The 12478-nt window shown below is 41.4% G+C and carries 10 protein-coding genes; 5 read left to right on the forward strand and 5 right to left on the reverse strand.

Annotation, left to right across the window (positions count from 1 at the left end; genetic code table 11):
* Positions 1-97: 97 nt before the first annotated feature.
* Positions 98-793: a hypothetical protein gene (locus FNW02_RS24680; protein WP_191760126.1), complete on the reverse strand. Its 696-nt coding sequence runs from the start codon at positions 791-793 to the stop codon at positions 98-100.
* 448 nt (positions 794-1241) lie between these two features.
* Here FNW02_RS24680 and FNW02_RS24685 point away from each other — a divergent pair, with 448 nt between their 5' ends.
* A complete protein-coding gene (locus FNW02_RS24685) occupies positions 1242-3467 on the forward strand; it encodes an FdhF/YdeP family oxidoreductase (RefSeq protein WP_191760127.1) in 2226 nt (741 codons plus the stop codon).
* 199 nt (positions 3468-3666) lie between these two features.
* Here the strand turns inward: FNW02_RS24685 and FNW02_RS24690 are convergent, their stop codons facing one another.
* From FNW02_RS24690 to FNW02_RS24705, 4 genes are all read right to left on the reverse strand, one after another.
* Positions 3667-5298, reverse strand: a complete 1632-nt coding sequence (locus FNW02_RS24690) for a serine protease (RefSeq protein WP_191760128.1) — start codon at positions 5296-5298, stop codon at positions 3667-3669.
* An 80-nt stretch (positions 5299-5378) separates the two neighbouring features.
* A complete protein-coding gene (locus FNW02_RS24695; protein WP_191760129.1) occupies positions 5379-6905 on the reverse strand; it encodes a tetratricopeptide repeat-containing S1 family peptidase in 1527 nt (508 codons plus the stop codon).
* A gap of 59 nt (positions 6906-6964) precedes the next feature.
* The gene (locus tag FNW02_RS24700; protein ID WP_191760130.1) at positions 6965-7699 is read right to left on the reverse strand and encodes a S1 family peptidase; all 735 of its coding nucleotides are present in this window, start codon (positions 7697-7699) and stop codon (positions 6965-6967) included.
* A gap of 39 nt (positions 7700-7738) precedes the next feature.
* On the reverse strand, positions 7739-8308 hold the full coding sequence (locus FNW02_RS24705) for a COP23 domain-containing protein (RefSeq protein WP_191760159.1): 570 nt from the start codon (positions 8306-8308) through the stop codon (positions 7739-7741).
* A 253-nt stretch (positions 8309-8561) separates the two neighbouring features.
* Here FNW02_RS24705 and FNW02_RS24710 point away from each other — a divergent pair, with 253 nt between their 5' ends.
* From FNW02_RS24710 to FNW02_RS24725, 4 genes are all read left to right on the forward strand, one after another.
* Entirely contained in the window at positions 8562-9848 is a 1287-nt protein-coding gene (locus FNW02_RS24710; RefSeq protein WP_191760160.1) for a proton extrusion protein PcxA, read from the forward strand.
* 95 nt (positions 9849-9943) lie between these two features.
* A complete protein-coding gene (locus FNW02_RS24715) occupies positions 9944-10432 on the forward strand; it encodes a hypothetical protein (protein WP_191760161.1) in 489 nt (162 codons plus the stop codon).
* A 241-nt stretch (positions 10433-10673) separates the two neighbouring features.
* Positions 10674-11543 carry a polyphosphate kinase 2 family protein gene (locus FNW02_RS24720; RefSeq protein ID WP_191760131.1) on the forward strand — a complete coding sequence of 290 codons (870 nt, stop codon included), beginning with the start codon at positions 10674-10676 and terminating at the stop codon, positions 11541-11543.
* Between the two features lie 242 nt (positions 11544-11785).
* On the forward strand, positions 11786-12409 hold the full coding sequence (locus tag FNW02_RS24725) for a chemotaxis protein CheB (protein ID WP_191760132.1): 624 nt from the start codon (positions 11786-11788) through the stop codon (positions 12407-12409).
* Positions 12410-12478 lie beyond the last annotated feature (69 nt).

Genomic DNA, 12478 nt, shown 5'->3' on the forward strand with positions numbered 1-12478 from the left:
TTCTACCAAACACCAGTTTTGAATATAAAAAAATCCTCTCCTTGATTTGGAGAGGATTACTGATTACAAGTTGGAGTTGTTTACTTTTTTCTAACTGTTATTGAGCGGAATTTTCTGTACTATTAGCGCCAGTTTTATCTGAACTGCTACCGGATAATGTGTCCGTTTGATTTGATTTGTTTTGAGCAGGAGTAGAGATGCTAGTATCGTTGTTTTTCTCTTGAGTGGAAGTACTATTACTCTGGCTTTCAGACTGTTTAGGAACTTCAGGTATTGAAGGCGCTGGTTGCTGATTAACTTGTGTTGGCGCAGGATTGGGAATAGAAATGTTAATGTCTTGCTGAGGAGGCGCTACTGGGGCTTGAGGTACTGGCGCTTGCTGTTGTGGAACTGGAACAAGGACATCCCTAGTTTTTTCGATAATAGTCGTTTCTTTTTCAGGAGGTTGTTTGGCTTCTGGTTTTTGAGGAACTACTATTGCAGGTGTAATTGGGGTTGGTGTGTCGTTACGTTGATTTAGAAAGAAAAGAACACCACCAACCAAACCTACTAGCGAAGCAAGAAGCAAGCCAACTAACAATCCACTAGCAGCATTACTATTATCACGATCTGCTAAATTTTCTTGAGCGTCAACATAACCATTCCTATAGGAATTAGAGTTAGAACCGACAGGAACATTGTTAATAGTTTCTTCTGTTTTTTTAACGTTAGTGTGTATATGTCCGTTAGCGTCTTTGTATGAATCCTGCTGAACTTCGCGGTTATGGCTTTGGTAATCGTTTTTGTTAGTCATGGTGTTGATAAAGGTAAGTAAAAAAATTGAAAATTTCTAAACATTTTAGCTTTCTTAGAAAAAACTCTGAGCTATCTTGTAGTGTTAGTTTTGCTACTTGTGCTTGAATTTTTTATAGAATAACTTCAAAAATTATCTAAACAACTCTGTCTCTAGAGTGGATTCTTACATCTATCTAAAGATAGAATGCCAAGTAAGAAATTTACTGAAATTTAATCATTTAATGTTAAGGTTCACTGAATATTTATGGGCAAAACAATAAATAAAATATATGCAAGTACCCAAATCTATATAGGCAAAAAGAAATAGTGCAACTTAAATATTTCTGATTTTTTATTCACTAACTTGATTACAACCAAGTGAAGATTAAAAATGTAAAACGATATCAGGTTAATTTCGGTGGCACACTAGTTTTACACTCAGCAAATACTTTCTTCATCTCTACCTTATGTTGCCTAAACCCAAAAAGCATTGGACACCTTCAAACTGGGCAAGTTGGAAGCCCTTCGGCATTGGCGAACAGTACCCTAACAATTATTGGGAAGTTTTTCGAGCCATTTGGCTATCTCGTGACCAGCTACCTTACGCGTGGAACATCTTGGACAAAGGTGTTTGTGATGGTTGCGCTCTCGGAACAACCGGAATGAAAGATTGGACATTAGATGGCATCCATCTCTGCAATGTCCGGTTGCGATTGTTGCGGATGAATACCATGCCAGCTTTTGACCCTGCACTACTGGAAGATGTTTCTTCTTTGCAAAAGCAAAAAAGTGCCCAATTACGAGACTTAGGACGGCTTCCCTACCCGATGATGCGTCAAAGTGGGGAAAAAGGCTTTCGCCGTGTTAGCTGGGATGAGGCTTTGGAGGTAATTGCTAGTCGCATCCGCGCTACCACACCAGACCGCCTCAGCTTTTACGTTACCAGTCGCGGCACTGTTAACGAAACTTACTACGCCACTCAAAAAGCTGTGCGGGCAATGGGAAGTAATAATATTGATAACGCCGCCCGTATCTGCCATTCTCCCAGTACAGCGGGGCTAAAAGCTGCTCTCGGTGCGGCAGCTACTACTTGTTCTTATAAAGACTGGATTGGTACTGATTTGTTAGTCTTCATTGGCTCTAATGTTGCCAATAATCAGCCTGTCACTGTCAAGTATCTGCACTATGCGAAGAAAGCTAGTACCAAAATTGTGGTAATTAATACTTACCGCGAGCCAGGAATGGAACGCTACTGGGTTCCCTCGATTCCAGAAAGTGCCCTTTTTGGTACTAAGTTTGCCGAAGACTTCTTTTTGGTAAACATGGGTGGAGACATAGCGTTTTTAAATGGCACAATTAAGCACATAATTGCCAACGGTTGGGTAGACCAGTCATTTATTGACTTACATACAGATGGCTTTGCGGAACTTAAGGCATCATTAGAAAACCAATCTTGGGAAGAACTAGAGCGGTTTTCGGGAGCATCCCGCGATGAAATGTATGCTTTTGCCAAAATGGTTGGGGAAGCCAACAAAGCTGTATTTGTTTGGAGTATGGGCATTACTCAGCATGAATGTGGTGAAGATAATGTCAGAAGTATTATCAATCTTGCTCTGACTAGAGGTTTTGTCGGTCGGGAAGGCTGTGGTTTGATGCCGATTCGTGGTCACTCTGGGGTGCAGGGTGGTGCAGAGATGGGATGTTATGCAACTGTCTTTCCTGGTGGTAAGTCCATCACTCCAGAGAATGCTGCACACTTAAGCCAGCATTGGGGTTTTGCAGTGCCAGCAAGTAAAGGTTTAATTGCTCCAGAAATGATTGATGCAGCACATCGGGGAAAATTAGATGTGTTGTTCTCCGTGGGGGGGAATTTTTTAGAGGTGTTACCAGAACCCGATTATGTAGAAGGTGCGCTGAAGCAAATACCGCTACGAGTGCATATGGATATTGTTCTCTCCAGTCAGATGTTAGTGGAACCAGCTGACACTGTAGTGCTTTTACCTGCCACTACTCGCTACGAAATACCTGGGGGAGTGACAGAAACTAACACCGAACGCCGAGTGATTTTTAGCCCGGAAATTCCAGGGCCACGAATTGGGGAAGCACGTCCCGAGTGGGAGGTGTTTATGGAGTTGGCAAGGTGGGTGCAACCAGATTTGGCAGACAAGCTGACTTTTGCTGATACTGCTGCTATCCGCCAAGAGATTGCCCAAATTGTCCCACAATATGCTGGTATTCAACACTTACAGCAGGCGGGAGATCAGTTTCAGTATGGTGGGTCACATTTGTGCTTTGGTTGGAATTTTCCCACACCAGATGGGAAGGCGCACTTTGGGGTATTGTTGCCACCACAGATAGAATTACCAGAAGGCTGTTTTTTAGTAGCAACGCGCCGGGGTAAGCAATTTAATAGTATGGTGCAAGAACGCAAAGATGCAATTACTGGGGCAGTGCGCGAGGCAGTGTTAATAAATGTAGAAGATGCAGTAAAGTTGGGATTAAAAGATGGCGATCGCATTATTCTCAAAAATGATTTAGGCCAGTTGCATGGGCAAGTTTACATTGCACCAATTCAGTCAGGCAACTTGCAAGTACATTGGCCAGAAGGGAATGTGCTATTAGATAAAAGTAAGCGTTCTTTGGAAGGAGTTCCCGACTACAACGCGGTAGTAAGTCTAGAAAAACAAACTTAAAATATTAATACTACTGCCACGGTAAATTTATCAACCCATACTATCTAAATCAAGGTCTGATACCATTTCACAAAATTCTTGATACAAATCACTTTTTTTACCTCCCCTGCTTGCTATCTGTATCAATTTTAGAGTGAAATGGTATAAACGCCCCGCTACGCTTTAAGCGCAGCCATGCCCGCAAGGCTTTGAGCTACTGTTAAAGCTTTTTAATTAACTCCAACACTTTTTGGTAATCTTCTGTTTTTCCTTGTTCTTGAAAGAGGTTAGCGGCTTTTTGTAAATCTGCGATCGCCCATTGCTTGTCTCCCAAGGCAGCGCGGACAATTCCCTTGCTGTAGTAGGCTTGGGCTAAGTTGGGATTAATCTTCAGGGCTTGGTTATAATCAGAAATTGCTCCTTGCAAATCTTCTAAGTTAGAACGGGCAATTCCCCGACTGTAGTAGACATTGGCATAATTGGGATTAATCTTCAGGGCTTCGTTGTAATCAGAAATTGCCCCTTGCAAGTCTCCCAAAGCGGTGCGGGCAATTCCTCGATTGTTGTAGGCTAAGGCATAGTTGGGGTTAAGCTTGAGGGCTTGGTTGTAATCGGCAATCGCCCCGTGTTTATCTCCTGAAGCAGAGCGAGTATTTCCCCGGTTGATGTAGGCTTGGATATAGTTGGGATTAATGTTGAGGGCTTGGCTGTAATCAGCGATCGCTCCTTGCAAGTCTCCCAAGTTAGAGCGGGCATTTCCCCGGTTGTTGTAAGCTAAAGTATCTTTGACATTGAGGCGAATTGCTTCGGTTAAAGCTGCGATCGCTCCTTTATAGTCTTTCAACAAAGAACGAGCAACGCCCTGGATACGTATGGCATCTGCTTTCTTTCCTTGTGCGGCAAATAATTCTGTAGCTTTTTGTAAATCCTCAACAGCTTTTTGGTTGTTTCCAGACTTGCTGCGGCTCAACCCCAGCCTGTAGTAAGCTTGGGCTAAGTTAGGATTAATGTTGATCGCTCTGGTGTAATCAGCGATCGCTCCTTGATAGTCGCCTTTGTCATACTTGTCCTCAGCCTGAATAAAAAAGTCATCAGCTTTCGGTGCTGTGGCTGTTGGTGTGGCAGGAGGACTGACACCCACATCTGTCTTAGTGTTAGCTGAGAGTCTCAAAAAAGTATTAATGGGAACGCCCAAATTAAAACCTGTTTTGATAATAATATTGGGATTTTGGTCGGAAATTTGAAAGTTTTCCATAGTATCTCCCATACCATGAATTCCGACTACTTCGCCTTTGTCATTCAACACCGGGCCGCCACTCATCCCCGGTAAAGTATCATTGCTGTAGACCAAAGCATAGCCGTCACGCAGGGGTTTCGAGGCATTAGCAGTAATCTGCCCCGCGACAAAGTTATAAATCGAGTTAGAAATGACTGCGGTTGCTTTGGGGAAACCTGCTACATAAGCTGTAGCACCTTCTATGGCTTCGTCCGAGTTGCCGATTTTGGCAACAGTATAACTTTGGTTGCTGGTAAACTGCACAACCGCTAAGTCAACTTCTGGCAGCTTTTTCACAGTTTTGTAATCGAGTGGATAGCGCTGACCATCTGGGGTGACAATTTCATATTTATCTTCAGTTTCGATAACATGCTTAGCTGTCAGAACAGTGTAAGTATCGCCCTCTCGCTGAATAATTACCCCAGTCCCAGAACCGCTAGGATTGTCAATTAGTACAGTAATTGCTTTGGCAACCTTACTTACCTCAGTTGAGGATAGGGCGATCGCTATTTGGGGTTGTACAAAAGCGATTGATACTCCCATCAGCGCCGATGCCAGTGCGTAATCAAATTTCATAATTTAATTCCCAATAGGCATTAATTTAACTTTGGTAGTAAACAGGTTTACTTTACTTTACTTTTTGCACTATACCCAACTTACTGCTGAAGCTTTTTGATTAACTCCAGCAGTTGTTGGTAATCATCTGTATTTCCTTGTTCTAGATTAAGGTTAGCTGCTTTTCGTAAATCCGCGATCGCCCCTTGTTTATCTCCCAGCGCAAAGCGGGCTATTCCTCGACCAGTGTAAGCTGGGGCAAAGTTGGGATTAATTCGCAAAGCTTGGTTAAAATCAGTAATTGCTCCTTTCTTGTCTCCCAAATCAAAGCGGGCTATTCCCCGTCCGGCATAGGGTGGGGCCAGGTTAGAATTAATTCGCAAAGCTTCGGTGAAATCAGCGATCGCTTTGTTCTTATCTCCTAACTGATAATAGGAAATACCCCGGCCAGCGTAGGCTTGGGCGTAGTTGGGATTAATCTTCAAAGCTTGGTTGAAATCAGCGATCGCACTTTGGCTATCATCCAGGCTATTACGGGCAATCCCCCGGTTATTGTAAGCATAGAGAAAATTGGGATTAATCTTCAAAGTTAAGGTATAATCATCAACTGCCCCTTTCTTGTCTCCCAAGGCAGAGCGAGCCAGACCCCGGTTATTGTAAAGGTCAGCATCTTTGGGATTAATCTTCAGAGCTCTGTTATAGTCGTCAATTGCGCCTTGAAAGTCTCCTAAGTTATAGCGGGCAAGACCCCGATTATTATAGGCATTGAGATAGTTGGGATTGAGGCGAATTGCTGTAGTGTAGTTAGCGATCGCACCTTTAAAATCTCCCCTGTCGTACTTGTCCCCAGCTTGAATATAGAAGTCATCCGGTTTTGGTGCTGTTGCTACAGGTGCAGTAGGAGGACTAACGCCCACATCTACCCCAGCTTGAGATGAAAGTCTCAAAAAGGTATTGATCGGAATCCCCAAATTAAACCCTGATTTAACATAAGCAACTGTGGAATTGATTTTAGAGGTTTCGATATCCGCTTCATCTGCTCTACCATGAACTCCCACCAGTTCACCTCTGTCATTCAACACCGGGCCGCCACTCATCCCCGGTAACGTATTATTGTTGTAGACCAAAGCATAGCCATCACGCAGGGGTTTTAAGGCATTAGCAGTAATTCGCCCATCGGTAAAGTTGTAAATTGTACTGGAAATTGCTGCCGTAACTTGAGGAAAACCAGCTACATAGGCTGTTGTACCTTCCGCGGAGTCATCTGAGTTGCCTATCTTGGCAACAGTGTAACTTTGGTTGCTGGTAAACTGCATAACGGCCAAGTCTACTTCTGGCAGCTTTTTCACTGTATTGTAATCGAGTGGATAACGCTGACCATCTGGGGTGACGATTTCATATTTAGCTTGAGTTTCGATGACATGCTTAGCTGTCAGAACAGTATAAGTCTTACCATTTTGCTGAATAATTACCCCAGTCCCAGAACCATTTTGAGTCTCAATCAGCACCGTGATTGCTTTGGCAACTTTACCCACCTCAGACGAGGAAAGTGCTACGACAATTTGCGGCTGCACCAGGGTAATGGATACTCCAATGATTGCTGGTACAATTGCATAATTTAATTTCATATATTAATTGACCATATTTATGAATACGAGTGTGCTGAATGCTGACTCAAAACTCTTCATTAGCGAATTGGTACAGCCCAACTTAAACGAATAATCATCTGATGCAACTGTTCATCTGCTTCCATACCATCCTGAAACACAGAAGGAGCATCCCACAGAGGATAAGCTTGCATCCCATTCACACCCACAACCTCACCGCGACGATTCAACAATGGGCCACCACTCATACCCTTTTCGAGATTATTGGTGTACCCCAGCTGATAGCCTCCTTCTAAAGGTTTGGGTAGCACCAGCGAAACCTTACCTTTAGCAAACGCAAAAACTTTTTCCTGAGATTCTTCTTCAGCAGCCCGAAACCCTGCAACAAAGACCTCATCTCCCACTGTTGGAGGAGAACCGAGGGATGCCACAGCATAAATATTACCAGTACTCTGGAATTGCAATAAAGCTAAATCATTTTTCCCAAAGTTCAAGTTTTTGGATAAATTAGCTGCATGGATGCTACCATCCGGTGTTTGAATGCGATATGGGGCGTCACCTGCTTGCAACACATGAGCGTTGGTTAATACTGTATAAACAGAACCTTTTTTTTGCAGCAAAATTCCTGAGCCTAAGAAATCTGCTGACAAAACTTTAACGGTGATAGATTGCGCTTGTTGGTATTGTCCTGATTGCAAAACCTGGCAATCATGGCTTGTACATGAGGCAGAAACACTGACAACTGGTGTCGATGCTGACAGTGTTATGGGTAAACTGCCAATATACATAACCAGTGCCAGTTTACGCCAATTCATCTGAGTTTCCAGATAATACAAAATTGCGGTGCGATCGCATCAAGGAGTATTACCTGAATCTTGATTGGACTCACTACTTGATTCAACTGTAGCGTTGTTTAGGTACGCATCAAATTCGATATTCAGCGCTTCCTCACTACTTTCATTTAGTACATTTCCAGCTACTAACCCACGGCGATTTAATAGCCTTCGCACAGTATCTCTGGCATTACTACCACGCCTGAGAGTGAATAACAAAGTGCTATCTGTACAAGCAGCGTTTTGATTAATAGCAGCACACACTACAGATTCCCCTCTCAATATCCCAGTTCTGATGTACTTTAAAGTACCGTTGTCATAACTTCTTTGAAATCTGCGAGATACCTCTTGACAACGGCGTTCAACTGTCCACTCTTTTGAGAAGTATTCCTGAGAAACCCATCTAATCATTGGTACATTCCTCCCATCCTGTGTACGGGCAAATGTGATTGGTATGCCCTTGCTCTTTGCACAGTAGAAGGTTGTGCCTCCTGCATAGCTAGGTTGACCGATGGTTGCAGTTGTGGTCAACACAGTCAGTGAAGCTATTGTAATTCCTGTCAACCCTTGACCAAATAACTTTAGTCTCATCATGAATGCGCGGCTTGTTAAAAAGAACATCAGTTATACTACGGATACTTGAGAAAAAGTGACAATACTTTCTAAGTATTTGTTCCCGATAATTGCCCCTGTGAGTTACACAACCACTGTATTGTAAATTAAGTTGATCATTTAAGTAAATAAAACAAACTTCTTAGCCCCAGCTAAGCATTTCTTAATTAGCTATTACTTTTTCTTGATTTATACTAAATTACAATACTTAATATGCATAATAATAGCTGGAATGAAATATTCATTTTTTAAAAGAAATATAGAATTACTTAGCCAAAAGCTTAAAGAAAACTCGCGATCGCTCAAACAATGGTATTTAGATACACCAGAAAGAGCGCTATTAGAGGCTTACCAAGCAGCTCAAAGCATTAGAAACATCGAAATACAGCATTTTAATAACAAAAAAATATCTCCAAAATCAGCAGATTATACTAAAAATGTAATGTCTTATTGGCAAGGATACCTGAATAAAAAGTTAACTATTATCAAGGTAAAACTTGCGGAATTTAGGCTAAGCCGAGGAATTATAAATATCTCTAATTCTCCTTTATTAGAAAAATTAAAATTTATTGATGAAGTCGTAGAAAAGTATAATATCAAAGATGAACTAATTAGCAACAGCCCAGTTAGACAAACTTCACAACCACTACAAATTGAACACAATCAAGTCAAAAAACAGCCAGAATCATCTGATATTAATGGCGTTAAAGTTCCACCTTTAACTCAAAAAACTGGAGCTTTACCGAGGTCTATTGGCAGAACAATTAATAAAATTAAAGCAGATTTTGCGCCACAGGCAGAAGAAGATTTTATCAGAAATTACCGGATTTCTAGGAGTAGGACAAAAACTGCTCTAAGATTTTTGATCCTTCTAATTATTGTGCCACTTTTAACCCAGCAAATATCTAAACAGTTTTTAATAACCCCTATATTAGATCGGATTAGAGGTGACAACGAAATTCAGATTTTCCTAAATTCTGACATGGAAGTAGAAGCTCTCGAAAAATTAAAGAGTTTTGAAGAACAATTGAGATTTCAGTATTTACTTGCTCAAGCACCACCACTCTCGTCAGAGGTAATTAAAGAAAGTGTCAAAAACAAAGCAGTTGAGATAGCTGAGGAATTTCGCTTTAAAAGTAATAGCGCTATTAGCAATGTGTTTGCTGATTTGCTTTCACTGGTTGCTTTTGGTGTGGTAATTGCTTCGAGCAAAAGAGAAATTGTGACTGTGAAATTATTTCTAGACAATATTGTCTATGGACTGAGTGACAGCGCCAAGGCCTTTTTAATTATTTTGTTTACAGATATATTTGTCGGATTTCACTCGCCACATGGATGGGAGGTTGTTCTGGAAACATTGGCAGAACATTTAGGTTTACCAGCTAGTAGAAACGCAATATTTTTATTTATTGCTACATTTCCTGTAATTTTAAATACTATCTTTAAATACTGGATATTCCGTTATCTCAGTCGCTTATCTCCATCAGCATTAGCTACATTGAAGGAGATGGATGAGTAAAGATTCCCGACTTCTTAAAAAAGTCGGGAATCTTGTTGTCTTGTTGTTCAGTCTTGAATTCGCTAGGCTATTTATATCCTGGTTCTTTTCATGCTATGGATTTTGAAGGCAAAGCCACCGCCCCAACTGCTACAGACAACGTTGAATTTGCTCAACCAGCTACCAATCGTAAGCGACTGGAACTACTGCGAGATACAGAGGCTCTACTGCGTCGCCCAACTGTAGCAACTCTAGTGCCAATCTTACCATCTAAGCTGAGTAACAGATTCCAAGCAGCCTCATCTTTAGCAGATGACTCCTTGAAGGAACTGGCAACAATTGATCTAAACGATATTAGCGATTTTGATCTGCGACCTGCAAGAATTCTTATTAGCTTAAGCTTTATTGGTTTTGGGGCGCTAATGATATTAGTGCTGTTACTTTACTTAAACACGTTACATCCAGAACTCAGTACGGTTGAACAAATTCGGCAGTATTGGTATCAATATATTTGGTTTGTCAGCTTGGGTGTTACGGGAATGTTTATCTTAGGTCGTGAGGCGATGCGTCCTATTCCCAAACGGCGAAAGTCATATAAGCGTTAAGCTCATCCCACCTTTAAAAGGGGATAACACGAAAGACTGTTGACTGTTGACTGTTAACCGTCAACGACCTAAAAAGGCGTCTTTCATCACCTACCGAGAAGCAATGAGTTTTCCCGACGCCTTTTTATAAATTTATGTAGGTAAGCACTGTCTTTGATGTTGATCAGCAAAAATAATATAGATGTAATATTTACAATGCAAAATATAACTGGGTACAAGCACAATATTGGAGCTATGTTACATGAATCATGATGCTTTCATTGTTCCACCAGGTTCAAAGATTTCTCTGCCAAAAAATTATGATCCAGCTTATAAAACTCAATTTCATGAAAAAACTGATGCTGCAACAAAATTGCAGGCAGATGTTATTAAATTAGCAAATTACCAAAATATTCTCTATGCTCAAAATACTTATGCTTTGTTAATTATTTTTCAGGCAATGGACGCTGCTGGGAAAGATAGCACAATTAAACATGTGATGTCTGGTGTAAATCCCCAAGGATGTCAGGTGTATAGTTTCAAGGAACCTAGTGCGGAAGAACTAGACCATGACTATCTGTGGCGCTCAATGAAAGCTTTGCCAGAACGAGGTCGAATTGGGATATTCAACCGCTCATACTATGAAGAAGTATTAGTAGCTCGTGTCCATCCAGAAATTCTCCAAAAACAACAACTACCCCAAATACCTAATGGCAATCGGATTTGGAAGCAGCGTTTTGAAGAAATCAATAACTTTGAAAAATATTTGGTAAATAATGGTGTTATCGTCTTGAAGTTTTTTCTCAATATCTCTAAGTCTGAGCAGAAAAAACGCTTTTTTGAAAGGATTGAATCGCCTGACAAACATTGGAAATTTTCAGCCAGTGATGTCAAAGAACGAGCTTTTTGGGATGATTATATGAATGCTTATGAAGAAGTTTTTAATAATACTAGTACTGAATGGGCCCCGTGGTATATTGTTCCTGCCGATCGCAAATGGTTTACACGCTTGGTAGTCGCTGATATTATCTGCACAAAATTACAAGAACTAAATCTGAAATACCCCACTCTCCTTGAGGAACATAAACAGCAACTTTTACAAGCTAAACAGATTCTAGAGCAAGAAAATTAACTCTCTAACTCAACAGGAAAGTACTGAACCTGCTGAAATATACTGTATAATATAGGAATTAAGTTTGATGTTTGAAAAAATTCAGTACGCTTGAAACTTAAGTGTAAGGTGAGCATTGCCCACCCAACGTGTATTTCCAAAATCAAATACTAGTCCTAATATATACAGCTAAAAAAATCACTTCAGAGTTATTAAAGCTACTTGTAACTATTGAATGGCTATATAATCACAGCCGAAAAATCATGGCAAAAATGGCAGAAAATGCCAACAATCATCCACCTCAATTTACTAATGCTGCTTTCGATATAGTAGCTCTGGCAGCTTCAGCAGGTGGGTTGGCTGCCATAACTGAAGTATTATCGAATCTGCCCGCCGAATTTACAGCCGCGATCGCCGTTGTCCAACACCTAGACCCCCGGCATCGCTCGCTAATGGCAGAAATTCTCAGTCGGCGTACTATTATAAGTGTCAAGCAGGCAGAAGAGGGAAACAATCTTACCCCAGGAATAGTTTATATTGCCCCACCCAACCGTCACCTCCTGGTCAACTGTGATGGTACACTCTCCTTATCCCAATCGGAATTAGTACATTTTCTGCGCCCTTCTGCTGACCTATTATTTGAATCAGTTGCAGCCAGTTACAAAGACCGGGCGATCGCCGTTGTACTCAGTGGAACTGGTAGCGACGGAGCGATGGGTGTAGAAGCAATCCACAAAATGGGCGGTACAGTTATTGCCCAAGACGAAAAAACTGCCGAATTTGCCGGGATGCCCTCCGCAGCAATTCAAACTGGCTATGTAGATTTCATTCTCCCCTTAAATGAAATCTCCCATGCCTTAGTAACTCTAGTCATGGGTAATGCTTGAAAGGGACTGGGTATTGGGGATTGGGGATTGGGGACTGGGGACTGGGGATTGGGAATAAATTTTCCCCTC

Origin of the sequence: Komarekiella delphini-convector SJRDD-AB1 (genome assembly GCF_014831675.1) — a bacterium.
Taxonomy (GTDB): Bacteria; Cyanobacteriota; Cyanobacteriia; order Cyanobacteriales; family Nostocaceae; genus Komarekiella.

What these genes read in the sequence shown, in the direction of transcription:
- FNW02_RS24720 (WP_191760131.1), top strand. Translation starts at nt 10,674, where the DNA reads ATGAATCATGATGCTTTCATTGTTCCACCAGGTTCAAAGATTTCTCTG.
- FNW02_RS24700 (WP_191760130.1), bottom strand. Translation starts at nt 7,699, where the DNA reads ATGAATTGGCGTAAACTGGCACTGGTTATGTATATTGGCAGTTTACCC.
- FNW02_RS24705 (WP_191760159.1), bottom strand. Translation starts at nt 8,308, where the DNA reads ATGAGACTAAAGTTATTTGGTCAAGGGTTGACAGGAATTACAATAGCT.
- FNW02_RS24715 (WP_191760161.1), top strand. Translation starts at nt 9,944, where the DNA reads ATGGATTTTGAAGGCAAAGCCACCGCCCCAACTGCTACAGACAACGTT.
- FNW02_RS24725 (WP_191760132.1), top strand. Translation starts at nt 11,786, where the DNA reads ATGGCAAAAATGGCAGAAAATGCCAACAATCATCCACCTCAATTTACT.
- FNW02_RS24690 (WP_191760128.1), bottom strand. Translation starts at nt 5,298, where the DNA reads ATGAAATTTGATTACGCACTGGCATCGGCGCTGATGGGAGTATCAATC.
- FNW02_RS24685 (WP_191760127.1), top strand. Translation starts at nt 1,242, where the DNA reads ATGTTGCCTAAACCCAAAAAGCATTGGACACCTTCAAACTGGGCAAGT.
- FNW02_RS24710 (WP_191760160.1), top strand. Translation starts at nt 8,562, where the DNA reads ATGAAATATTCATTTTTTAAAAGAAATATAGAATTACTTAGCCAAAAG.
- FNW02_RS24680 (WP_191760126.1), bottom strand. Translation starts at nt 793, where the DNA reads ATGACTAACAAAAACGATTACCAAAGCCATAACCGCGAAGTTCAGCAG.
- FNW02_RS24695 (WP_191760129.1), bottom strand. Translation starts at nt 6,905, where the DNA reads ATGAAATTAAATTATGCAATTGTACCAGCAATCATTGGAGTATCCATT.